The organism is Ensifer sp. ENS07 (genome assembly GCF_014852185.1).
In the GTDB taxonomy this organism is placed as follows: Bacteria; Pseudomonadota; Alphaproteobacteria; order Rhizobiales; family Rhizobiaceae; genus Ensifer; species Ensifer adhaerens.
In genome coordinates, this window is the sequence record NZ_JACVBE010000013.1 from 13,755 (window position 1) to 37,304 (window position 23,550).

The window sequence follows — 23,550 nt, forward strand, 5'->3', positions numbered from 1 at the left end:
CGCGCTTGGCGGCCCCGGGGCCAGCCGTCAGGATTGTCTGCCGCGGATCGAGAAGATCGCGCCGGCGAGAATGATAAAAATACCGACGATGACGAGCTGCCAGGTGCTCGGAATGCCGACGAGAATGAGGACGTTACTGACGAGCGTGATCAGCACGACGCCCAGAAGCGTGCCGATGACGCTGCCGGAGCCGCCGGTGATACGCGCGCCGCCGAGGACCACCGCGGCGATGATTTCGAGCTCGGCGCCGGCGAGATCGAACGGGTTCGCCAGCCGGTTGCTGGAGACGTGAATGATCCCGGCGACGCCGGCGAGAAGCCCCGCATAGGCAAAGACAAAGATACGGACCGTGCGCAGGTTGTAGCCGAGCCGCTCGGCCACACCGGCGTTTCCGCCGACGGCGTAGACTGCACGGCCGATGAGGGTTCGCTCAAGGAGCCACCAGGTGACGAGCGAAGCGATGGCGAGGATGAGCACGAAGGCCGGCAGCGTCGAGGTCGAACCGTTGGCGCTGTGATGGGTGAAGAGCGCAAGCTTTCCGAACGCGTCCATTGCCGCCGGAATGTTCATGAACAGCGCCGTGCCGACAAAGGTGAGCAAGAAGCTGCGGATGACATATTGCGTGCCGATCGTCACGATCAGAGACGGCGCCTTGAGCGCGTGAACCAGAACGCCGTTGAGCGCGCCGAAACAGGCGCCGCCGATTGCGCCGAGCGCGAGGATCGCGACGATCGGCATGTCGGGCACGACATTCACGACCAGCATGGTGACGGCGTACATGACGAAGGCGGCAATCGCCGTGAACGAGACGTCGATGCCACCGGAGGCAAGGACGACGAGCACGCCGAGCGCGAAGAGGCCGCGGACGACGGACGCACGCAGGATGTCGAAAAGGTTCGACACCTGCCAGAAGTCCGTGTTGATCGCACCGACGACGAGCGAAACCGCGACGATCAGGATCAGCGTGAAGGCCGGTGGGTGGCGCATGAGCCACGTCCAGATGCCGGCAACAGCGCCCGCGCTTTCAGACCGGGGTGCTGCCGGGGAGAAGGTGGTTTCGCTCATTGAAGCCTCGCAATGGTATCGTCGGTCAGCGCGCGGGAGAGAACGTCTTCCGCCAGCCCCTCGGCGGCAAAGGTTTTGACGACTCGACCCTTGCGCATGACCATGATGCGGTCGCAGTTCTGCAGCAGTTCGGGCAGGTCGTCGCTGATGATGATGACGCCCATGCCGTCGCCGGCGAGCCGCTGGATGATCCGATAGATCGTGTCCTTGGAGCCGACGTCGACGCCGACCGTCGGGCCGTGCAGGATGAGCAGTTTTGGTTCGATCGTCAGCCAGCGCCCGATGAGCACGCGCTGCTGGTTGCCGCCGGACAACGACTGCACCGGCTTGTCGACGCCGGCCGAGACGACCTGAAGGTCGTCGACCGTGCGCTCGGCGAGCGCTCGGCTGCGGCGCCCGTCGACGATGCCGAAGGCATTGCGCAGCCGGTTGAGGACCGGAACCACGATATTGTCCTTGATCGATTGCGAAAGGAACAATCCCTCCGAGAGCCGGTCCTCGGGAACGTAGCCAATCCCGGAAGCGATCGCATCGGCGGGTTTGCCAAGGCGGTTCTCGTTGCCTTCGAGAAATACACCGCCGCCGTCGGCCGGCGAAACGCCGGCGAGCGCAAGCGCCAGTTCGTTGCGCCCGGAATCGAGCAGGCCGGTAATGCCGATGATCTCGCCCTTGTGCAGCGACAAGGACACGTCTGCAAAAAATCCGGTTCGTGAGAGCTTTTCGACATTGAGCAGCTTCTCGCCGAGCGTGACGGCGGACCGCTGGCGGGTGTCGTCCAGCACTTTGCCTGTCATCCAGAAGGCCAGATCGGCCTTCGAATGGCCCTCGACGTCGCATTCGGCGACTTTCTGGCCATCGCGCATGATGATCGCCCGCCCGCCGAGCGACTTGCACTCGTCGAGCTTGTGGGTGACGAACAGCACGGCCACGCCCTTGGCGCGCAGGCGGTCGACGACGCCGAGGAGATTGTCGACCTCGTGTTTGGTCAGCGCGGTCGTTGGCTCGTCCATGATGACGAGGCGGGCGTCGGAGGCGATTGCGCGGGCAATGGCGATCAGCTGCCGCGTCGCCATCGGCAACTCGTCCGTCCGCGTTGAAAGAAAGGCCCTGCTCGCCGGCAGGCCGACGGCCGCAAGGGCGCGCTCGGCCGTCGCCCGCATCTTCGGTATGTCGAGCCGCCGCGCAAGCTTGCCCGACGAGGACACTAACTGCTGAGTCAGCCCGATGTTCTCGGCGACCGAGAGATTGGGGAGCAGCGAAAAATCCTGATAGACCGTTTCGATGCCGGCAGCGAGGGCTGCGACCGGTGTCAGTCCGGTGACCGTCTTGCCGTCGATCAAGAGTTCGCCTGCATCAGCCCCTTGAGCCCCGGAAATGATCTTGATGAGCGTGCTCTTGCCGCAGCCATTCTCACCCATCAGGTGATAGATGTTGCCGGCCTCGATCGAAAGGCTCACGCCCTTGAGCGCGCGCACGCCACCGAAGTGCTTCTCGATGTTGCGCACCTCCAGAAAAGGGGTCGCGGGCTTGAGATGCGGTTCACCGCCAGTGGGCTGGGGCTGCATGGCTTTGTCCTGATGGTGCATGAGGGCGTTCGAGGGACACGCCGCCGCGCCGGTTTATGGCGCGACGGCATTAATCGGCAGAACCGATCAGAACGGGTATTTGCCGTAGTTCGACTTGTCGACGTCGACCCAGGCTTCGCCGACGACGATGATACCGTCACCGGCACCCTTCTTGACCGTCACCTTTTCGTAGCCGGGCACGCCGAGATCCATGCCGTCCTTGATCTCTTCGCCCTTGATGACCATGTCGGCCACCTTGTTCATGACGTAGCCGGCATCCTTCGGATCCCAGAAGCTGATGCCATCGACGGCGCCGGATTCAAGATAGGATCCGGTATCCTTCGGCAGGCCGATGCCGAAGACGCAGGTCTTGTCCTGCAGGCCGGCCTCTTCGACGGCGCGGCCGATGCCGATGACGTCGATGGCGGAGCCGCCCTGGAAGCCCTTGATGTCGGGGTGCTTGCGCAGGATCTCGCGGGCCTTCTCATAGGCGCGGTTGGCGTCGTTGAAGGATTCGTTCTTCTCCGAGACCAGCTCCATTTCTGGGTACTTCTTGGCGTTTTCAGCGCCGCCGTCAGCCCACTGGACATGCGTCAGGCTGCCGAGCGAACCGACGAAGGACGTCCATTTTCCTGATTTGCCCATGCACTCGGCGATCTTCTCGTTGAAGCGGGCGCCGAAGGCCTTGTTCTCGAAGGCTTCGATGTCGACGAGCGTGTTCTTCATGCTGTCGGCCTCGTGGGTCACCACCTTGATGCCGCGCTGGGCGGCGCGCTTCAGCACGCCTTCGAGCGACGCCGCATCCATCGGCACGACGGCAATCGCGCTGACCTTCTTGGCGACAAGGTCCTCAATCAGGCGTGCCTGCTGGGCGGCATCCGCCTTGCCCGGGCCGATCTGGCTCGTGGCAACCGTATCGTTGTCGTTGCCATAGGCGGCGACGCCCTCGGCCATGCGGGTGAACCAATTCTCGCCGGTGACCTTGACGACGGTCACGATGCTCGGCTTCTCCTCGGCCATGGCAGCCGCGGCACTCCAGATGGTGCTGAGAGCCACGGTGCAGGCGGCAATTTTACGAAAATCAGGCATAGTTCCTCCCATTGCGCCTTCGAAAGGAAAGAGCTGTGGCGCGCGAAGGCTCGCGCCCGGCCCTGGCGGAAACGGGGTTTAGCTGCGGGCCGCCCTGAACCAGGCTTTGAAGTCGAAGCCGGAGGTGGCGATGAAAACGAGCAGAAGAACGCCCCAGGCGAGGTCTCGGAAGAAGTTCGAGATGTTCATGAAGTTGAAGAGGCTGGAGAGCATCTGCAGCGACGTTGCCGAAAGCACGACGCAGATGACTCGCCCATAGCCGCCCTCGGGGCGAACCCCGGCCATGACGGCGATCAGGATAGCGATGAGGACATAGGAGGTGCCGTAGTCCCACTTCACGCTCGAGGTGCGCGCGGCAATGACGATGCCGGCAACCGACGCCAATAGCCCGCAAACCGTATAGGTCAGGAACAGGATGCGCTTTTCCGGGATGCCCGCGTAGCGCGCGGCCTTGGCATTGTTGCCGAGCAGAAGCAGACGTTGGCCGAAGGGCGTGAAACGCAGGATGGCGCCGATCGCGAGCGCGACGACCAGGAACAGAGCGAAGCATTGGGGCACGCTCAGGATCGTGGCATTACCGAAATCGTCGAGCGGCTCGACATAGCCGATGCTGAGCGCCGAACCATTGGTGAGAACGATCGCCAGGCCGGTAAAGAGCAATTGCGTGCCGAGCGTGGCGATGATCGGCGTCAATCCAACCTTCGCGATCAGGAAACCGTTCAGCATGCCGCCGACAAGGCCGACGCCAAGCGCTAAGCCGATCAGGCTCCAGGTGAAGAGAAGCGGAGCCTCGTCGGCGGGAATCACGTCGCGCAGAAAGTAGTAGGCGGCAACGCCCGAGAGATTGGCAAGCGCGATGCCGGAAAGGTCGATGCCGCCGTTGCCGGACATCATGGCCAGCATGACGCCAAGGGCGAGGAACCCCAGTTCGGGGACCTGCGACGCCATGGACTGGAAGTTATAGAGCTCGACGAAACTCGCGCCGACGAGTATCGCACCGGCGACAATGGCGGCAACGTTCACAGTGGCGAGAAAGCCGAGCTGCCGATCCATCTGAAAAGCCACGATGTCCCCTCCCATGCTGGCATCTGTGCAGACGGAAATGCTTCCCGGTTCTTCGGCTCCAGGCTCCTGTCTCCCCTGAAACCAACCGACAACCCGCGTCCTCTGTACATTTCTGACATTTGCCAGTCATCGGTGTGTTTTGTCAACAGCGTTCTTCTAGCTGTCCTGTAACCGAAGTGGAGGGTGAGCGGAAATGCCGGGTTGCTATCCTTCTCCTCCGTGGAACGTCCTGCTTGGCGAGACTGCCAAAGCGTCCTCAGCCCAAGCGTGACACCCGCCGGATTTGGAACGGCCAGGGCTGCAAACGGCAAGAATTGGGTGACAACGGGAGGCGAACGGTGGAGTTTGGCTCGGGCGCGTTACGCTTCGGCCTTCTGTTGAGCGAGCCATTCCCGAATGATGGTGGCGAGGCGTTGCGGCGCTTCCATCGGGACCATGTGGCCAGTGTCGGCGACGACCTCGAAGCTTGAGCCGACGAGCCCATTGTGAAGCTCCAGCGTTTCGGCGCGCGACCTCAACCGATCCTCTTCGCCGGCAATGACCAGGCTTGGGCACTGGATCGACGCCAGAGCGTCCCGTTCGTCCCTCCGCTCGATGAGAGCTTGTCGGCGAAAGGCGTCGCCTCCCATTCGATGGCCTGCCACCTGGATGCGATCGAGGATATCGGTCCGCCCCGCATTGTCGGGGTGCAGGGACGAGAGGATAGCCGATCGGCTGAGCCCCTTGAATGCCGTGCCAGCGGCCTGCCCGGCGACGACAGCCTTTCGCTGGCGCTCGACGTCGCTGTCGCCGCGCGCGGACGTGGCAATGAGGATCAGTGCGGTCACCCGGTCGGGCGCCTGCCGGACGATTTCCCGGGCGACGTAGCCTCCCATGGAGAAACCGGTGAGTATGAAGCGATCCGGGGCATCCATCAGCGTGCGACGGGCCATGGCTTCGATCGAGCCGTCTTGCGACAGGTCGGCATAGGTCGCGGGACCGTACTCGCCGAGTGCGGGAACCACATCGCGCCAGAGATCGGCGTCGAGCATGAAGCCCGGAACAAAGAGCATTGCCACAGTCGCCACCTCCCCGCACACCTGCTCGTAGATTGACCCTATCGGAAGAAATGGCGGCGGTCGTCAAGCGAGATGCCGCCTTCGGGCGGAAAGCCTCTTGCGCCCTGGCAGTCATGCGGCGCGAACCGTGCAGTGCGCCTGCCCCTTAGTCGACTTCCAAAGATCGGCTCAGCGCCGATTTCCAGCCGGCGATGAAATCCGCCGAGATGCGCGCCTGCGGTACCATCGTGTCGAAGCCGTGATAGGCGCCGGGAACCACGGACATTTCGACCGGCACGCCGGCCACGACGAAACGGGATGCGAAATGTATCGATTCCTGTGCGAACAGGTCGAGTGTGCCAACGCCGATCCAGGCGGATGGCAGGCCGGCAAGATCGACGGCACGTGCCGGAACCGCCTCCGCCGGTGGTTCCGCCATCAGCGGCTTGCGACCGAGCAGGGAAGTCCAGCCAAAAGCATTCGACTGCGCGTTCCAGATGAAGGTTCCGACGTGAGCCGGTGGCAAGCGCAACACAGTGCGGTCGTCGAGCATTGGATAACGCAACAACTGGAAGCGGATCGGCCACTCGCCGCGGTCACGTACCCTCAGCGAGACGGCAGCGGCAAGCCCGGCGCCGGCACTCTCGCCCATCACGGCGATCCGCTTCCTATCAACGCCAAGCTCGACCGCAGCCTGATGCAACCAGCCGAGCGCCGCGTATGCGTCGTCGAGCCCAGCCGGGAACGGATGCTCGGGTGCAAGGCGGTAGTCGACCGAAACGATAAGCGCGCCCAGTTCCGCGGACAATTGCTGCAGTTCGGGAACGGCGACTTCGGGCTTGCCAACGACCAGTCCACCACCGTGAAGATGCTGGATTGCCGGCTTGTTCGGGCGCTCCGGCGCCGGATCCAGGACGACGACCCGCAGCTTCGGATTTCCCTCGCCGCCCGCGATGAAGCGTTCCTGTGGCTGCACGGCCGGCGGCGATAGCGCCGGCGGGAATTGGGCGTTGCGGATCATCTGGAGATTGTCCATGCCGAGGTCGACGGAATGTTCCCGAGGGTCGGCAATCTCGAGGATTCGTCCCTGATCGCCCGCAAGATCGGACGCACCGAAGCGTCTATCTTTGCAGCACCGGCGCTGTTCGCGGCACAGGGCATGTCACTGCTGCCTTCCGACCTAACAACCTATCAGTTGATCGACGAGCAGATCGCACCGGGCGAAAGCCAGACCTGGACACTCCACCATGCGGCGCAAGACCCGGTGAAGGTTGAGTTCAAGCCGCGCATGTGTGCCAATAGCGTCCGCGGCATCTCGGAGGCTATCGAGGCCGGGATCGGCATCGGCCGCCTGCCAACCGTCATCGGCCGCAGGATGGTCGCCGAGGGAACCGCCATACAGATATTGCCTGGCTGGGCCGGCCCCGGACTGGATATTTCGCTGATACATCCTGCGAGCCGCGGCATGCTGCCCGGTGTCTGCCTGCTGATCGACACGCTGAGCCGCGAGGCTGGCGCGTTTTTGTAAGTGATTTCGAAGTCAAACGGTGGTGCCGCCGCAATCACGCCAAGGGCCCGTACCCGAGAGAACAAATTCGCCTGTCATAACTGACATGGTCGCGATGAGCGTGCCACTGAACAGTATTCCGACTGGTTAGTCAGATTTACCAGTATGGATCGAAATCGGCGTCTTATCGTTCCAATCTTCCCCGCCTACCTTTTGCGTCGACACAGCAACGCAAGACGGAGGAGGAACTGGACAGGGCCCGCTGACTTTCGACGCTCCGAATGACAGCGCCTCCCCCAAATTCAGCTGACGCGGATAGGACGCGCGCTTGTCGCGCCCTCCCCGGCATCGAACAGCCGGAGGATGGCGACGTTCGCGATCGGCTGACGTCCCAACAGACAATCTATCGAGGAGAGAAACGTGCTTGATCGCATTCAATCGCAATTCGCAGCAGCAGGTGCGGCGGTTTTCCTGGGCCTTTCGCCGGAGGTCGCCTTCGCCCAATCCCTGGAGGAGCGTCGCGAACGCGGCGCCGCCGTCATCCGGACCCTCAACAATGGCGTGACGCAGCCCAATCTGGAACGGATGCGGCAGGAGTTTCCCTTCCTTGCCGATGCGACCGAGGCCTATGCCCTTGGCGACGTCTGGGCTCGCCCGGGTCTCGACAACCGGACGCGGCAACTGGCAGCGGTCGCCGCCTTCGCTGCGATGGGCCTGACGGAGCTGATGAATGTCCATGCCGGATACGCGCTCAACATCGGTGTTTCCGAGGATGAGCTCAAGGAAATCATCTACATGGTAACCGTTCCGGCCGGATTTCCCCGCGCCATTGCTGCCTCGCAATCCTTGTCGCAGCTCTTTGCCGAACGGGCCGAAGCGGGCAAGGACAAGTCTGCGGGAGAGCAGCCATGAACAATCTCCCCAAGCTTGCCGCCGCCACCCTTGTTGCCGGTCTGGCATCTGCCGACGCGCCGATCTCCCGTCAAGCCGTCGCGGAGGACGTCATGAGCAGCGAGGCTCAAAGCAAGCAAGCAGATCATCCCTATGTCGGCATGTGGGTGACCGAGGACGGGCGGATCCGCCAGGAACTGTTGCCGAACGGCCGTTATGACGAGGCGCGCGGAAACCGAAAGAGCGCCTATCAGGGGCGCTACGAAGTGACCGGCAACCAGATCGACTACTGGGATGACACCGGCTTCACGGCCGATGGCGAGTTCATCGATGACGTGCTGCACCATGGCGGCATGGTGTTTTACCGCGAAAGGTGATTGCGGAAGGGGAGCACGTGAAGACCGTCGTTACCGGGATCGCCCCGATCCTTTGGTGCCAATGATGGTTGCCGCGTGTCTCCCGCCCCGCCTCTGCGGCCGCATGTCCATTGCGCCGTTTCTCGCGCGGGAGGTGGGGAAGAAGTGAAGGCTCTGCCGGGCTCTTGCGATCGCGGCAAGCCTTCTGGAGGCGATCACAGGCGCGGTAGAACTCGCGGTGACATTCTTTGATGCCTTGAAGGTTGTCGATCGGCGGGCCAAGATTGCATCACCACTCTGCCCAATCACACCGACACTGGTAAGTTGAGCCGTCCAATGGCCGTCGATCTTAATGCCATCTCCGTCTTCATGGCCGTCGCCGAGGCGCGGAGTTTTCGCGCGGCTGCCGAGCATCTGGGCGTTACCCGATCGGCCGTAAGCCAGTCTCTGCGGCGGCTGGAAGATCGGCTCGGCGTTGCACTCGTGCAGCGGACGACACGCAGCGTCAGCCTCACGGAGGCTGGCGCGCAACTTTACCTGCGTGTTGCCCCGGCCCTCGCGGAGGTCGGCCTGGCCCTGGACGCCACAGCCGACCGGGACATGGCCCCAACCGGGCTGTTGCGGCTGGCGGTGTCCTCGATCGCCGAAAGGTTCATATCAGGGGCGCTGCTCGCAAGCTTTGCCGAGGCCTACCCCACGATCCAGATCGATGTGACCGTCACGGACGAGGAGTTCGACATCGTGGCCCAAGGCTATGATGCCGGGGTGCGGCTCGGCGAAGTCATCGAGCAGGACATGATCGCAGTCCCGGTATCGGCCGAGCAACGCCAGACCGCTGTCGCGGCGCCATCCTATATCGAACGCTTCGGCAAGCCCATGCAACCGTCGGACCTCGCCCAGCACCGATGCATCGGCTGGCGTCCGGCGCCTCAAACTGCACCTTATCGCTGGGAGTTCGGCAAGGATGGGCGCGAGTTCGACGTGGCGGTGAACCCGCAGATCACCACCAACGACATGTCGCTGATGATCCGGACCGCCTGCGCCGGAGGCGGCATCACCTTCGGCATGGAGGAAACCTTCAGACCCTATGTTTCTGCGGGACAGCTGGTGCCGCTTCTCGAGGACTATTTCCCGCCGTTCGCGGGCTTTTATCTCTACTTTCCCAATCGACGGAACCTTGCGCCGAAGCTGCGCGCGCTCATCGAGCATGTGCGGTGGCGGCCCAACGCGGGATAGAGCGATCCGAAGCGGCTAAGCGACGATCTCGCGTACGAAGTCGAGAAAGGCGCGGAGTTTTGCAGGCATCAGGTCCGAGCGGCGATAATAGGCATGGAGCGGAAAGGTTTCTTCTGACCAGTCCGGCAGGATCTGGATCAGATCGCCGTCCGACAATTCGTCCCTGACATAGATCTCGAGCAATTGCGCGATCCCCGCGCCGCTGCGGCAGGCGGCAATCAGCGAGCCCGTGTCATTGACCATGACCCGGCCGGTCGCCGCGAACGGTATGGCTTCGCCACGGCTCTGAAACTCCCAGGCGAAGGGGCGCCCGGTCGCCGGGTCGCGGATGAGGACGCATTGGTGCCCGTGCGAAAGATCGGCTGGCACTTGCGGCCTGCGATATTTCTTTAGGTATTGCGCCGACGCGCAGGTGAACACACGCGTTTCCAGCAGCAGCTCCGTATGCATCGAATGGGCGCCAGGCTCGCCGAAGCGTACGGCAACGTCCGTCCCCTCGCCGACAAAATCGCCGATCGAGTCACGCACGAAGATCTCGACCGACAGTTCCGGATAGCGTTCGAGAAAGTCATTGATCCTCGGGGCGAGCACGAAGTGCCCGAAGGTCCCATCGACATTGATCCGCAGCTTGCCACGCACGTGCGTTTTGGTGCCGCCGGCCATGATCGCGGCCTCCTCGATTGCCGAAAGAAGTGGCGCGACGAGTTCATAAAAGCGCCGCCCCTCGTCCGTCAGCGAGATTGCCCGGGCGCTTCGATTGAAAATACGTATGCCGACGCGCTCCTCCAATCGGGCCACTGCGCGGCTGACCGCAGGCTGAGTCAACCCCATTGCTTCACCGGCCCGGGCAAAGCTGCCGGCCTCGACGACTGCTGAAAGCACTCCGATCCCGCTGAGCAAGCGCGCATCAAACGTCATGACAACTCATACTTTCAGTAATTTATCTCCTGCAAATTATGCATTTTTTCTTCTCTCATGCCAGGCGTATCCTCCTCGCGATCAATAGACGGAACACCTGAAAGGCTTGGCACATGAGCAACAGCAACAAGGTCGCGCTGGTTACCGGAGCGTCGCGGGGCATTGGGGCGGAAATCGCCAGGCGCCTCGCCGGTGACGGCTTCAAGATTGTCGTGAACTATGCGGGACGCACTGAGGCGGCCAAGGCGGTCGCGGACGAAATCATCGGCGGCGGTGGCGACGCACGCGTCATTCAAGCGGATGTCAGCGACGCCGGCGCGGTTGCCGCGATGTTCGACACGGCCACGCAAGCCTTCGGCGGGGTGGACGTCGTCGTCAACAGCGCCGGCATCATGAAGCTTGCACCGATTGCCGACGTCACCGACGACGTCGTCGACGATACCATCGCGATAAACCTGAAGGGCGCGTTCAACGTCTGCCGCGAGGCGGCGAAACGACTGTGCAACGACGGCCGGATCATCAACGTCTCGTCGAGCGTGATTGGAATGCGCCTGCCGACCTATGGCATCTACATTGCCACCAAGGCGGCGGTCGAAGGACTGACCCAGGTGCTGGCGCAAGAGATGCGTGGCCGCGGAATTCGCGTGAACGCGATCGCCCCTGGGCCTGTTGCGACGGAGCTGTTCCTGAGCGGAAAGAGCCCTGAACTGCTGTTCCGCATGGCAAAGATGAACCCCCTCGAACGGCTCGCTGAACCCGAGGATATCGCCCGTGTCGTCTCGTTCCTCGCCGGACCGGAAGGCGCGTGGATCAATGGCCAGGTCATCCGGGCAAACGGCGGCATGTGCTGAGCCGCACGCATCTCCTCACAACGAATGCTCATTCATGGAAGGAACTTCCCGTGACACAGGCTACCACGCATGCGAATGCCATGGTTCTGCCGGATCTGGGAGCAGCACCGGACTTTATCTGATCTTCAACCTCACCGCGGCCTTTGTCGCATTACTTGATGCTGAGGATCACAACGGGTGAAGTCGTGAGCTGGTTCGGCTGGGAAAAGCTCTTCAACGGCGACATGCCCCGTGACATCGAACTTTTCCAGAGTCGGGGCCTCGATCCGGCCGCTCGCCTATCTGACTATCGCCTTGGAGCTTTTCGGCGGTATCGCAATTGCGCTCGGGCTTCTGACGCGCGCCCTCGCCTTCATGCTCTTCATCCAGATGATCGTCATTCTGGTTGTGGTGATGATCCCGCGCGGCACGGGCTTTCAGCTTTCGACGGTATGGATCGGCGTCTTTGCCTATCTCAGCGCCCATGGGATCGGACGCTGGGCGCTGGACCGGCCGATTGACCGGCAGGTCTGAGCGTTCCACCGCAGATCATGTGAGGCCAGGGTCTGCCTTGACCACGAGCGCCTGAATGGGCCGGTCGCGCGATAGCGCGGCTGGCCACCCAGCGGTTCGTTTCGGATACCGATCGGGAAGAACTGTTGTGTTCCCTAAACCTCTTTGCTAGAGGTTCCTTGTCGTATTCAGCTTAGGCGAGCATTCATTCGCATCGCCATGACCCGAACCATCGGGGTCCGCAGCGCCGACACTCTCCCCCCCCAAAAAAAACGCTTCGATCCTTCCGGCGCCACGAACGGGCTAGACGTCTTCGCGCGCCGGTTCTCTCCTGCTTCTCAAGCTCAAGGACGATAATCCGTGCCCTCACGCTTCATTTTGCCCACCCTCGCGCTCGCCGTTTTCTTTGTCGGCGCGACCGAGTTCATGCTGTCGGCGATGCTTTCGCCCCTGGCCGTGGCCTTCGAGACGACGCCGGCGCACGCCGCATGGCTCGTCAGCAGCTACGCGCTTTCCTATGCCGTGGCCGCGCCGATCTTCGGCTACCTTTCCGATCGCATAGACCGTCGCCGACTTCTGCTCGTGTCGCTGGTTCTGTTCTCGATTGACGGCCTCGCGCTGACGATCGCGCCGAGCTTCGGGGCAGCGATCGTCCTGCGGGTCTTCGGCGGCCTGGCGTCGGCGGCTCTGATTCCGACGGTCTTTGCCCTGGTGGCAGACATCATCCCCGCGCACCGACAATCCGCCGCGATGGGAGCGGTGATGATCGGCATGACATCAGGCATCGTCTCGGGGCCGGTCATCGCCGGCGTCCTGACGGAGGCATTCGATTGGCGTGCGCCTTTCCTGGTGACTGCCGCCGGCTGCCTCACGACAGTTGCCATAGCCCGGAGTGCGATTCCCGCCCGGGCGGGAAATCCCCCAGTGCCGAAGATGAGGCGTCCTGTCTGGCTCGGCCGTGGCAATTTGATCCGCCCCCTGGCCGCGAAAGGCCTTTGGAACGGAACGGCTGTCGCCGGTTTCCTTCTTGCCGGCGAGGTCCTGCGGCTTCGTTATGACCTCGGCGTTGCGGCCACCGGCGTCTCCATCTCGGCTTTCGGTCTGGGACTCTTGCTTGGCAACCTCGGCGTCGGCCGAGCCGCACGGCTGTTTCGCGGTGACGATCGCACGCTGATCGTTGCGCTGTTCCTCCTGAGTGCGGCGGTCGGCGGCTTCATGCTCACCCCCCTGTCGTTCACGGGGGACCTCGTTTTCCTGACGGCATGGGGCTTTGCCTTGGGGCTCGCCGCACCGACGAGCACCGCCATTCTTGCGAGCCTGGCCGGAGAGGAAAAAGGTCAGGTGCTTTCGCTTTCGGAAAGCCTCAACAACCTGATGATCCTGGCCGTGCTGCCGCTTGCTGCGATGCAGCTCGACGCGACTGGTGCAACTGGAGCGGCGCTGGTCCTTGCCGTATTCCTCGCGATCGGTGTTTTCCTCGCGATCGCGGACCTTGCCACCCGAAAGCCGACAGCGCCGTGAGACCTGTCTCGCGGGGGAAGGCCTGAGTCGGGGCGAACGAGGCGGCGGGGCAAGAACCGCGCCTTGCCGGCAAGCTCCGGGGCGTCCTCAGAGGAAGGCTGGCCAAGAAAGTGCCCGTGCGAGCCTAACCTCCCGCCCCGACAGCTCATTTTTTCGCGCGCAGCGTCATCCGGTGGTTGCCCGCCTATCGGAGGATGCATAAGCTCCCCGCCGCGCGGCATCGCCGCAGGCCGTTTCACGGCATCCTGGAGTCAAGAAATCAACCATGACAGTCGCCATCCCTGCCGTGACACGCCCGAAGACGCATCTGGCCGTCCTGGTCGTTCTCGGGGTCACCCATCTCCTCAACGACCTCATGCAGTCGCTGATCCCGGCCGCCTATCCGATCCTGAAGGACGCCTATGCGCTCGACTTCGTGCAGATCGGCATGATCACCATGACCTTCCAGATTGCCGGGTCTCTGCTGCAGCCGGCGATCGGCATGGTCACGGACAAACACCCCGCCCCCTATTCGCCAGTCGTCGGGATGATGTTCACGCTCTCGGGCCTGGTCAGCCTCGCCCTTGCCGATAGCTATGCCATGATCCTTGTCTCTGTCGCGCTGATCGGCATCGGGTCGTCCATTTTCCACCCGGAAGCCACGCGCATGGCGCGCTATGCCGCCGGCGGCCGGCAGGGATTGGCGCAGGGACTGTTTCAGGTCGGCGGCCAGGCAGGCGGCGCACTCGGTCCGGTTTTTGCCGCGGTTATCATCGTTCCCTGGGGGCAGCCGAGCCTCGCCTGGTTCGCCGCCCTGGCGTTGCTGGCAATGGTGCTTCTCGCGTGGATCGGCGGCAAGCAGCGGGAGATCAGCGCCGCATTCATGGCGCTGCGGGCGGACAGCAAGAAGGCGGGCAGCATCCGCCACGCGCCGGCGACGATTGGCGCCGCTCTGGTGGTCCTGACGCTGCTGATGTTCACCAAGAACGCCTATGGCGAAAGTTTCCGCTCGTTCTACACCTTCTACCTCATGGAGAAGTTCGGCCTCTCCATCCCTTCCGCACAGATGATGTTGTTCATCTTCCTGCTTGCCTCGGCCGCAGGCGCCCTGATCGGAGGGATTGTCGGCGATCGCATCGGACGCTACCGGATCATCTGGATCTCGGTTCTAGGCCCGCTTCCGCTGACGCTGATCCTGCCACATGCCGATCTGTTCTGGACCGGCGTGCTGACGGTGATGATCAACCTCATCATGGCAAGCGCCTTCGCATCGATCCTGATCTACGCCATCGAGCTGTTGCCGAACCGCATCGGGCTTATCGGCGGGCTGTTCTACGGCTTGAACTTCGGTCTCGGCGGCATTGCGGCAGCGCTTCTCGGGATACTGGCCGATAGCTACGGCGTCGAAACGGTCTATTATATCTGCTCGTTCCTTCCGCTTGCGGGGCTTCTCGCGTGGTTCCTCCCGAAGATCGAGGAAGGTCATTCTTGACGAACGTCTCCCGCTTTCTCGACGGAGAGAGCGGGAGAGGACATGCCCGATTGTGGGATGACGCAACGCGTTTCATACTCGCCCTGCGTCGGCGGCGGCAGCGTTCTAAAGAGAGGATAATGACATGCATGAACTTGCAATTCTTGCCTCCATCCTGGGCGTCTTCCTGCTTGGAGCCATGAGCCCCGGGTCGAGCTTCATCGTGGTGTCGCGGATCGCGATCGCACGGTCCCGCGCCGATGGATTGATGGCAGCGGTCGGCATGGGCATTGGCGGCTTTTTCTTCGCCTGTATTGCGGTCGCCGGCCTGACGGCGATCCTTCTTCAGGTTGAATGGCTCAACATCCTCCTGAGGCTCGCCGGTGGCGCCTATCTCGTCTGGATCGGCATAAGCATCTGGCGGGCCGCACCGCAGAAGATAATGATTGCCGAGACACCCGCCGACCAGCCGAGCACGCTCTGGAAATCCCTGTTGCGGGGGCTCTTCGTTCAGATCTCCAACCCGAAGACGGCGATCTTCTACGCCTCGATGTTCGCCGCGCTGTTGCCGTCGCCGGCGCCTACCTGGATGCTTCTCGCCCTGCCCCCGCTGCTCTTCATCAACGAGTTCGCGTGGTACGCAATCGTCGCCCTCGGCTTTTCCTCCCACGGCCCGCGGGTCGTCTACCTTCGCTCCAAGACCTGGATCGACCGCGCCGCCGGCGCCGTGGTGGGCGCACTGGGGCTGAAGCTGATGACGGATAGCGCACGAACAATCGCCTGACGGCGCTTGTTCGCAGCGTTGCCTTATCCGAACGACCGGCGCGGCCGCCGGCACCTAAATCCGATCACCGGGCGGGCGGCCGCAACAGAGCGAGCGTATTCAGCGCGGTGATGACGGCGAGCGGGAACTGGGCGATCCCCGTCAATTCAAAAAGCAAACTATCCGGCAACCGGTACACGGGCTCGGGAAACAGGGACCGTGCTGCATCTGTTCCGAAGCCGAAATAGGCGACGTTCTTGACCACATGGTTCCAGCCGCCCTCGTAGATGCCGATCATTGCGACCGGAAAGGCGAGCACGACAAGGGCGGCCAGCCAGGTCGCGACACGTCCAGCCGTGGTCCCGCTCCTCGACCGGCCAACGAACAGCGCGGCCGCAATGACTATTGCCGCCGGCACGGCCAACTGGACGATATGGAGACGCCACGGTGTTTCATAGATGTAGGCGCCATAGGCGTGATGCAGGCTCGTCAGGGTGAGCAGGAGAAGCGCGCAGGCACCCGCTTTTCGAAATGGGGAAGAGAGAGGGGACTTTGCAGAAAGCTCAACCATGGCTGTTCCTCGATGTTGACTAGACGACATTCGGCTAGCACGATCCGGAACACGGTGTTCGGAAGTTGCGAAACAGAAGGGTGCCTCGTGTACCGAATGGGACTGCAACGCGCGCTCGTCCGGAAAAAGGAGAACAAATTTGCCGATCGATCGACGCGTGGCCCGAACGCGCACGGCGCTCTATGAAGCTCTTCTCGCCTTGATACGCCGCAAGCACTACGAACTGATCACCGTCGAAGACATCCTGACCGAGGCGAATATCGGGCGGTCGACGTTCTATGCGCACTTCACGTCGAAAGACGACCTTCTGAAACGCAGTCTGGAGCGTCTGCGCGATCTGCTGGTGACCGCAAAGGACAAGACGATCTCATCGCCACGCGAGCGGGTGCGAGAAGAGGCGTGGGATCCCAGCCGCGCCTTGTTCGAGCATGTCGCCGAACACGCGGACATCCAGGTCGCACTTGCCGGCGGACGCGGAGGCGGCATCGTTCGCGATGCGGTTGACGAGGTGCTTGCGGAGGTCCTTCGCCAGTCGCTCCCCGCCACGATGCATGCCGCTCTTCCGCGTGACCTCGTGATCCGTCACATGGTCTCCACGTTCAACGCCGTTCTGCGCTGGTGGCTGGAGGAGCGACCGGAAATGCCTCCCCGGGAAGTCGACGCTGCGTTCCGAAAACTTGTACTTGATGGTCTGCCGCCGGAGACATGCCGGCCCTTCATCATGACGTCGTGACCGACAGCCTGCGCGGCAACCGAGCTTTGCTCCGCCGCGAACACGAAGGATTCGCTGCGAGAAGATCGTGCGCCTAGTTGGCGCACAGCATTCGGGCGTCGAAAGCGCTTTGCTCTTTGTTGAAGCGCACTGCGATGGCCTTCTTCAAACCATCCGGGTGCACTTGAAGCACGCCGTCGGCCTGGCCGGTTTCGGCAGGGGTCTCGATCTGCCGATAGCTCACGAGGCCGGGCACGAGATCCACCTGCTCGACATAGCCCGGCACTTCGAAGCTATAGACGATGTCCGTCGAGACGAGTTCGAGGTTCACCACCGCGCCGGCGGGAAGCGTGAACCGAGCGCCAACGGCGCATTGGACGGAGGGATCATCTTCGAGACGTTGGCCTGGCTTGCGGTATTCGAGCGTGAGCGCGCCCTTATCCGCCCTCAATAGGATCGTCAGATCATCGTCTGGCGACGCGGCCTCCTCTGCCGTTGCCATACCCGACGATACGAAGGCCATGGTAAGAAAGAAGATGATCCTTGACGCCCAAGTCATTGTTCGGTCTCTCCTTTAGATCGGCAGTCGATAGACCACCGATGGTCCAATTCGACCCAAAGGTGATAGCTTTGCCAGGCTCAACCGGCAAGGCGGTTCGCTGTCACTTGCGCGACTTAGCCGGTCGACTGCCCGCCCGACGCCTGAACGACGGTGACGGCGATCATGTGGAAGACGTCGTCGGCGTTGCAGCCGCGCGAGAGATCGTTGGCAGGCTTCGCAAGCCCCTGCAGGATCGGGCCGATGGCGGTGGCGCCGCCGATGCGCTGGGCGATCTTGTAGCCGATGTTTGCCGCGTCGAGGTTGGGGAAGACAAAGACATTGGCCTCGCCATGCAGCGCCGATTGCGGCGCCTTTGCCGCGCTGACGGCCTCGACAAAAGCGGTGTCGAATTGCAATTCCCCGTCGATCACCAATCCCGGCGCTGAGGCATGGGCCAGGCGCGTCGCCTCCACCACCTTCGAAACGCGCTCATGCGCGGCACTGCCGGCCGTCGAGAACGAGAGCATCGCCACCTTCGCCGGTTTGCCGGAGAGCGCCTCGTAGGAGCGTGCCGAGGTCACGGCGATATCGGCAAGGCCGGTGGCGTCAGGATCCACAACCAACCCGCAATCGGCGAAAACGAAGGCGCCCTTCTTTTCGTGGTGCGGCGCGCAGAGCATCATCAGGAAGAAGCTCGACACCAGTCCGACATCCGGTGCCCGGCCGATGGTCTGGAGGGCGGCGCGCACGGTATCGGCGGTGGTGGCGACAGCGCCCCCGACCGTTCCGTCTGCCTGATCCTCGCGGACCATCATGGCCGCAAAGACAAGAGGCGAGCGTACGGCTGCTGCCGCGGCCGCTTCGTCGACACCCTTGCTACGACGGAGATCGTGGTAGGCAACGGCAAGGTGCTCAGTCAGCGCAGACGAAGTCGGATCCTCGATGCGGATTTCGTCTGGTGCGCCGCCGGCGGCGTGCAACTCCTCCGCGACGATTTTCCTGTCGCCGACGAGCGTGATCTTGGCGATACCGGCGCGCACGGCGCGCAAGGCGCCTTCGACGATGCGTGGGTCTTCGCCCTCGGCGAGCACGATATGGCGCGGGGCGGCTTTAGCGGCCTCGATAATGCGATCGAGCGGTTTCATCAGGCGTGCCCCAGATAGTGAATGCCGACGAGGATGAAGAGAGCGATGAAGACGGTTTCGGCGACGATCAGCGCGACGGCGTCGCCACCGACATCGAGCACGCGGCGAAGCGACGTGCGCATGCCGACGGCGACGATGCCGGCAAGCAGCGCCCAGCGCGACGTTTCCATGCCGGCCTTGGCCACCAGTTCCGGCACGAAACCGAAGGAATTCAGCGCTGCAAAGATCAGGAAGGCGACGACGAAGCCGGGCAAGAGCGGCGGGCGCTTACCGGTCTCGCCCTCAGGCTGCGGTACTTTGCGCAGTGACAGCGAAAAGATGAGCACGACCGGCGCCAGCATGGTGACGCGGATCAGCTTGACGAGCGTCGCCGTTTCGCCCGCCTCCGGCGAGACCGAGAAGCCTGCGCCGACGACCTGCGCGACGTCATGGATGGTGCCACCGAAGAAGATGCCCGTGGCGCGCGCGTCGAGCCCCATGGTCTGGGCGAGGATCGGATAGGCAATCATCGCAAGTGTCGAGAGCACGGTGACGGAAAGCACGGTGAAGATCAGGTTGCGCTCGGAGAACTCGTTCTTGGGAAGAACGGCTGCGATCGCCATCGCTGCAGACGCTCCGCAGATTGCGACCGAACCGCTGGTGATAAGCGCCAGCCGCCAGCCACGCCCGAGAAGCTTTGCGGCAAGCAGGCCGAAGCCGATGGTCGCGGCGATGGCTGAGATGAGGAGCAGGATCGTGCTTGCGCCAAGCCCGATGAGGAGGTCGACGCTGATGCGCATGCCGAGCAGCGCCACACCGATGCGCAGCACCTTCTTGGCACAGAAATCGATGCCGGCGACGCAACGCCCTTCCTCGGACAGAAAGTGAAAGGCGATGCCGAGCAGGAGCGCCATGAGCATGGCCGGCGCGCCGTAGTGGTCGGAAAGGAATTGGGCAGCGACGGCCACCGCCGCGGTAACGGCAAAGCCAGGCCAGTAGGCCGCAAAGCCGGAGGGCACGCTTCGGAAGCGTTCGTGGACGGAGGCGACGAAGGTCATGGTTCTGTTCCGGTCATCTGCGGGAGGCTTCGCCCCGCCCGGGTACCGGGCGGGGCTTGACGTAATCGAGGATCAGGCCCGCTTCTGGGGACGCATGTCGGCGCGATCGATACCGGCAACGGGCACCGGCTTCTTCATCGCGTCTCGGCGGAAGGGTTCGCCGAGCTCCTGGTTGAGGATGACTTCGATGAAGGTTGTCACGCCCTTCTTCTGGTCGGCGATCGCAGTGGACAGGGCTTCGGTGAGAGCTGCGGTCGTGTTGACCGCCACGCCCTTCAGGCCGCAGCCTTCCGCCACCTTGGCGTAGGAGAGGTTGGGGTTGAGCTCCGTGCCGACGAAGTTGTTGGCGTACCAGAGCGTCGTGTTGCGCTTTTCGGCACCCCATTGGTAGTTGCGGAAGATCACCATCGTTATCGCCGGCCATCCCTCGCGGCCGATCGAGCCCATCTCGTTCATCGAGATGCCGAAGGCACCGTCACCGGCAAAACCGACCACTGGCACATCAGGGCAACCGATCTTGGCGCCGACGATCGACGGGAAACCGTAGCCGCAGGGGCCGAACATGCCCGGCGCCAGATATTTGCGGCCCGCTTCGAAGGTCGGATAGGCATTGCCGATCGCGCAGTTGTTGCCGATGTCGGTGGAGATGATCGCTTCCTTCGGCAGGGCCGCCTGGATCGCACGCCAGGCCTGGCGCGGTGACATGCGGTTCGGCTCGCGCGAGCGTGCGCTTTCGTTCCATTCCGTGCCCGGATCGTCGTCCTCGTGATCCATCGAGGAGAGTTGCTGCTGCCAGGCCGAGCGGGTCTGGTGGATCGCGGCCTTGCGCTCCTCGCGGCCGGCATCGCCGGCAGACGGTGAGAGCAGCTCCAGGATCTGGCGGGCGACCTGCTTGGCATCGCCGCAGATGCCGACCGACACCTTCTTGGTAAGCCCGATCCGGTCGGCGTTGATGTCGACCTGGATGATCGAGGCGTTCTTCGGCCAGTAGTCGATGCCGTAGCCCGGAAGCGTCGAGAACGGATTGAGCCTCGTGCCGAGCGCCAAGACAACATCGGCCTTGGAGATCAGCTCCATCGCAGCCTTCGAGCCGTTGTAGCCGAGCGGGCCGACCGACAGGCGATGGCTCCCCGGGAAGGCGTCATTGTGCTGGTAGCCGCAGCAGACTGGCGCGTCGAGACGCTCGGCGAGCTTCATGGAATCGGAGATGGCATTGCCGATGACGACGCCGGCGCCGTTGAGAATGACCGGGAATTTTGCCTCGGACAAAAGCTTGGCCGCTTCGGCAATCGCCTGCGGGCCACCAGCCGGGCGCTCGAAGCGAACGATCGCCGGCAAGTCGACGTCAATCACCTGCGTCCAGTAGTCGCGCGGAATGTTGATCTGCGCCGGCGCACAGCCGCGCCAGGCCTTTTCGATCACCCGGTTGAGGACTTCAGGGATACGCGAGGGATCGCGTACTTCTTCCTGGTAGCAGACCATCTCCTCGAACATCGCCATCTGGTCGACTTCCTGGAAACCGCCCTGCCCGATCGTCTTGTTGGCCGCCTGCGGCGTGACCATCAGAAGCGGCGTGTGGTTCCAGTAGGCGGTCTTGATCGCGGTGATGAAGCCGGTGACGCCGGGGCCGTTCTGGCCGATCGCAACCGACATCGTGCCCGTGGCGCGGCTGAAGCCGTCGGCCATCATGCCGGCATTGGTCTCATGGGCGCAGTCCCAGAATTTGATGCCGGCCTTCGGGAACAGGTCCGACACCGGCATCATGGCCGAGCCGATGATGCCGAAGGCATGTTCGAGGCCATGCATCTGAAGAACTTTGACGAAGGCTTCCTCGGTGGTCATTTTCATGGGGTGGTTCCTTTCCTGGTATTATTTCAGAGAGTTAGAGGATCTCGTCACGGAGGTAGTACCAGCGGTACATTCCCCATTGGCCGAGCCGTCGGAACGGCGTCAGAAGCCCGTGGCCCGGCAGAGGCGAAGTGAAGATGGGAAGGTCGAGGCCGCCGCCTTTGCCGGCGACCATCTGGGCCATGCGACGGCCGGCCTGGGCGGAATACATCACGCCGTTGCCGCCATAGCCCATGGCGTAGAACAGCCTCTGGCTCCGGTCCGGCTGGAAGATGCGCGGCATCATGTCGTGGCTGACATCCACCCACCCCCACCAGGAGTAGTCGATGTCGATGCCGCGGAGTGCCGGGAACTTGCGGTAGAGACCGGCAAGCAGAAGCTCGAGATGCTTCGGATTGCTCGCGTCGCGTCCGGTGATGGCGCTGCGGCTGCCGATCTGCACCCGGCCATCCGGCAGCATGCGATAGTAGTGACGCAGCGTCCGCGTATCAGTGAGCGGGATGCGCGCCTTGAAGTTCAGCGCCTTCTGCTCGCTTTCCGTCAGCGGCCGAGTGACGATCGAGTTCGACAGGATAGGCATCAGTCGGTGGCGGGTGAGCGCGTTCATGCCGGGTGACGTGTAGCCGGCCGTCGCAATGCAGACGGCACGCGCCCGCACCGTTCCGCCAGGCGTCGTCAGGTAATGCATGCCGCCCTTGGCGGTGCAATCAAGCACCGGGCTCGACGTATGCACCTTTGCCCCCAGCTTGCGGGCAAGCCTGAGGTAGCCGAAGGCGAGCTTGGCGGCATGGATGCCCATGCCATCGGGCTCATACATCGCCCCGCGGGCTTCCTCGTCGCGAACGAAATCGCGGTGGATCTCGTCGCGCGAGACCATGCGGGCGCGATAGCCGAAGGTATCGTTGAGAACGCGAACCTCGCTTTGCAGCGCTGGCAGCATCTTGTCGCGGTGGGCGATATAGAGATGGCCGCCATCCTGCGGATCGCAGTCGATTTCGGGCTCGCGGACGAGAGAGCGAAAGAGGTCGAAACCCTCGGAAATCTCCGCATGCATCTTGCGGGCAACGTCCACGCCCCAGCGGGCGATCCATTGCGAGCGCTTCAGGCGGCCGGCGGAAATCTGTGCCTGCCCGCCGTTGCGGGTGCTGCAGCCCCAGGCGACGCCATTGGCCTCCAGAACCGCTGCCTTGATGCCGTGCTCGCGCGCCAGATGAATGGCGCAGGAGAGACCGGTATAGCCGGACCCGATGATCGCAACATCGACATCGATATCGCCCGTGATCGGACCGTCGTCCTCCGGTTCGGGACCGGCGGTGCCGATCCAGTAGGTCGGCGCATAGTCCTTGCCCGTGCCGGGGCTGCGGGCATGGTTGGGGTCATAGGCCGGGTCAAACGGCTCTCTTTCAGGCTTCAAGGGTGTGGCGCGCAGTTGCATGGCTCTAGCTCCAGGCCATCAGTAGCGGGGTTGCAGGACCGGGCGGTTCTTGCGGAACGCCTGCTTGCGCACGATCTTGCCGTTGCGGAAGGTGAAGAGGTCGCAGCCTTCTGCCTCGATGCGGCTGCCGTCGGCAGCCGTGCCGGAGAAGGTCCACTCGGACACGCCGCGATCGCCTTCGACGAAGTGGCTGTGGTTGCCCCATTCGGCGTCCGGCATCGATTTCCAGACGCCGCTGAAGGCATCTGCGATCGGACCGGTACCGACGAAACGGTTGCCGTAGACCTCCGGGCCGCCGACGGCGTTGAATACGCAATCTTCGGCGAAGAAGTGCATGACCCCGTCGATGTCATGCCGGTTGAAGGCATCGAACAAGGTTTTGAGATCGGTTGCCGTCAGTGTCATGGTCCAGTCCTTTGGCTTGGTCGTAAGGCATGGCTTCGCCGGAGACGGGA

24 protein-coding genes are annotated in these 23,550 nt (G+C 63.1%); 10 read left to right on the forward strand and 14 right to left on the reverse strand.

Annotated features, from left to right (window positions below; translation table 11 throughout):
* Positions 1–27: 27 nt before the first annotated feature.
* The 6 genes from IB277_RS28910 to IB277_RS28935 all read right to left on the reverse strand — a co-directional run bounded on the left by IB277_RS28910 (position 28) and on the right by IB277_RS28935 (position 6,842).
* Positions 28–987, reverse strand: a complete 960-nt coding sequence (locus tag IB277_RS28910) for an ABC transporter permease (protein WP_371813706.1) — start codon at positions 985–987, stop codon at positions 28–30.
* 74 nt (positions 988–1,061) lie between these two features.
* On the reverse strand, positions 1,062–2,630 hold the full coding sequence (locus tag IB277_RS28915; protein WP_192372232.1) for a sugar ABC transporter ATP-binding protein: 1,569 nt from the start codon (positions 2,628–2,630) through the stop codon (positions 1,062–1,064).
* An 87-nt stretch (positions 2,631–2,717) separates the two neighbouring features.
* A complete protein-coding gene (locus tag IB277_RS28920) occupies positions 2,718–3,719 on the reverse strand; it encodes a substrate-binding domain-containing protein (RefSeq protein WP_192372235.1) in 1,002 nt (333 codons plus the stop codon).
* 78 nt (positions 3,720–3,797) lie between these two features.
* Positions 3,798–4,772, reverse strand: coding sequence for an ABC transporter permease (locus IB277_RS28925; RefSeq protein ID WP_034790394.1), 975 nt, complete (start codon positions 4,770–4,772; stop codon positions 3,798–3,800).
* 371 nt (positions 4,773–5,143) lie between these two features.
* Complete coding sequence (locus IB277_RS28930; RefSeq protein WP_210337640.1) at positions 5,144–5,836, reverse strand: alpha/beta fold hydrolase; 693 nt, start codon at positions 5,834–5,836, stop codon at positions 5,144–5,146.
* Between the two features lie 151 nt (positions 5,837–5,987).
* Entirely contained in the window at positions 5,988–6,842 is an 855-nt protein-coding gene (locus IB277_RS28935; RefSeq protein WP_162251906.1) for an alpha/beta hydrolase, read from the reverse strand.
* Between IB277_RS28935 and IB277_RS28940 the strand changes: the two genes are divergently transcribed.
* The 4 genes from IB277_RS28940 (at position 6,825) to IB277_RS28955 (ending at position 9,811) form a co-directional block, all read left to right on the forward strand.
* On the forward strand, positions 6,825–7,349 hold the full coding sequence (locus IB277_RS28940; protein WP_162728865.1) for a LysR substrate-binding domain-containing protein: 525 nt from the start codon (positions 6,825–6,827) through the stop codon (positions 7,347–7,349). The genes IB277_RS28935 and IB277_RS28940 overlap by 18 nt on opposite strands.
* Before the next feature lie 399 nt (positions 7,350–7,748).
* Entirely contained in the window at positions 7,749–8,240 is a 492-nt protein-coding gene (locus IB277_RS28945) for a carboxymuconolactone decarboxylase family protein (RefSeq protein ID WP_089044874.1), read from the forward strand.
* Positions 8,237–8,596, forward strand: a complete 360-nt coding sequence (locus IB277_RS28950) for an Atu4866 domain-containing protein (RefSeq protein ID WP_060529075.1) — start codon at positions 8,237–8,239, stop codon at positions 8,594–8,596. The genes IB277_RS28945 and IB277_RS28950 overlap by 4 nt, the downstream gene beginning before the upstream one ends.
* Positions 8,597–8,911: 315 nt before the next feature.
* Positions 8,912–9,811 carry a LysR family transcriptional regulator gene (locus tag IB277_RS28955; protein WP_034790409.1) on the forward strand — a complete coding sequence of 300 codons (900 nt, stop codon included), beginning with the start codon at positions 8,912–8,914 and terminating at the stop codon, positions 9,809–9,811.
* A gap of 15 nt (positions 9,812–9,826) precedes the next feature.
* Here the strand turns inward: IB277_RS28955 and IB277_RS28960 are convergent, their stop codons facing one another.
* The gene (locus IB277_RS28960; RefSeq protein WP_192372237.1) at positions 9,827–10,729 is read right to left on the reverse strand and encodes a LysR family transcriptional regulator; all 903 of its coding nucleotides are present in this window, start codon (positions 10,727–10,729) and stop codon (positions 9,827–9,829) included.
* A 113-nt stretch (positions 10,730–10,842) separates the two neighbouring features.
* On the opposite strand from IB277_RS28960, the gene IB277_RS28965 reads away from it, so the two are divergent.
* The 5 genes from IB277_RS28965 to IB277_RS28985 all read left to right on the forward strand — a co-directional run bounded on the left by IB277_RS28965 (position 10,843) and on the right by IB277_RS28985 (position 15,827).
* On the forward strand, positions 10,843–11,580 hold the full coding sequence (locus IB277_RS28965; RefSeq protein ID WP_192372239.1) for an SDR family oxidoreductase: 738 nt from the start codon (positions 10,843–10,845) through the stop codon (positions 11,578–11,580).
* 231 nt (positions 11,581–11,811) lie between these two features.
* On the forward strand, positions 11,812–12,093 hold the full coding sequence (locus IB277_RS28970; protein ID WP_051659195.1) for a DoxX family protein: 282 nt from the start codon (positions 11,812–11,814) through the stop codon (positions 12,091–12,093).
* Positions 12,094–12,432: 339 nt separating this feature from the next.
* Entirely contained in the window at positions 12,433–13,593 is a 1,161-nt protein-coding gene (locus IB277_RS28975; RefSeq protein WP_060521166.1) for an MFS transporter, read from the forward strand.
* A gap of 265 nt (positions 13,594–13,858) precedes the next feature.
* The gene (locus IB277_RS28980) at positions 13,859–15,064 is read left to right on the forward strand and encodes an MFS transporter (RefSeq protein ID WP_090297361.1); all 1,206 of its coding nucleotides are present in this window, start codon (positions 13,859–13,861) and stop codon (positions 15,062–15,064) included.
* Between the two features lie 124 nt (positions 15,065–15,188).
* A complete protein-coding gene (locus tag IB277_RS28985; RefSeq protein WP_192372241.1) occupies positions 15,189–15,827 on the forward strand; it encodes a LysE family translocator in 639 nt (212 codons plus the stop codon).
* 64 nt (positions 15,828–15,891) lie between these two features.
* On the opposite strand, the gene IB277_RS28990 is transcribed toward IB277_RS28985, so the two are convergent.
* Complete coding sequence (locus IB277_RS28990) at positions 15,892–16,377, reverse strand: hypothetical protein (protein WP_060521164.1); 486 nt, start codon at positions 16,375–16,377, stop codon at positions 15,892–15,894.
* A 139-nt stretch (positions 16,378–16,516) separates the two neighbouring features.
* Here IB277_RS28990 and IB277_RS28995 point away from each other — a divergent pair, with 139 nt between their 5' ends.
* Positions 16,517–17,110, forward strand: a complete 594-nt coding sequence (locus tag IB277_RS28995; RefSeq protein WP_060521163.1) for a TetR/AcrR family transcriptional regulator — start codon at positions 16,517–16,519, stop codon at positions 17,108–17,110.
* 73 nt (positions 17,111–17,183) lie between these two features.
* Here the strand turns inward: IB277_RS28995 and IB277_RS29000 are convergent, their stop codons facing one another.
* The 6 genes from IB277_RS29000 to IB277_RS29025 form a co-directional block, all read right to left on the reverse strand.
* On the reverse strand, positions 17,184–17,648 hold the full coding sequence (locus IB277_RS29000) for a hypothetical protein (RefSeq protein WP_060521162.1): 465 nt from the start codon (positions 17,646–17,648) through the stop codon (positions 17,184–17,186).
* Positions 17,649–17,764: 116 nt separating this feature from the next.
* Positions 17,765–18,775, reverse strand: coding sequence for a phosphate acetyltransferase (gene pta, locus IB277_RS29005; RefSeq protein ID WP_034790423.1), 1,011 nt, complete (start codon positions 18,773–18,775; stop codon positions 17,765–17,767).
* The gene (locus tag IB277_RS29010) at positions 18,775–19,812 is read right to left on the reverse strand and encodes a YeiH family protein (RefSeq protein ID WP_034790424.1); all 1,038 of its coding nucleotides are present in this window, start codon (positions 19,810–19,812) and stop codon (positions 18,775–18,777) included. Before IB277_RS29010 ends, pta begins: the two co-directional genes overlap by 1 nt.
* Positions 19,813–19,884: 72 nt before the next feature.
* Entirely contained in the window at positions 19,885–21,660 is a 1,776-nt protein-coding gene (xsc, locus tag IB277_RS29015) for a sulfoacetaldehyde acetyltransferase (RefSeq protein ID WP_034790425.1), read from the reverse strand.
* A 34-nt stretch (positions 21,661–21,694) separates the two neighbouring features.
* Positions 21,695–23,095, reverse strand: coding sequence for an FAD-binding oxidoreductase (locus IB277_RS29020; RefSeq protein ID WP_034790426.1), 1,401 nt, complete (start codon positions 23,093–23,095; stop codon positions 21,695–21,697).
* An 18-nt stretch (positions 23,096–23,113) separates the two neighbouring features.
* Complete coding sequence (locus IB277_RS29025) at positions 23,114–23,494, reverse strand: nuclear transport factor 2 family protein (protein ID WP_090297417.1); 381 nt, start codon at positions 23,492–23,494, stop codon at positions 23,114–23,116.
* Positions 23,495–23,550: the final 56 nt, after the last annotated feature.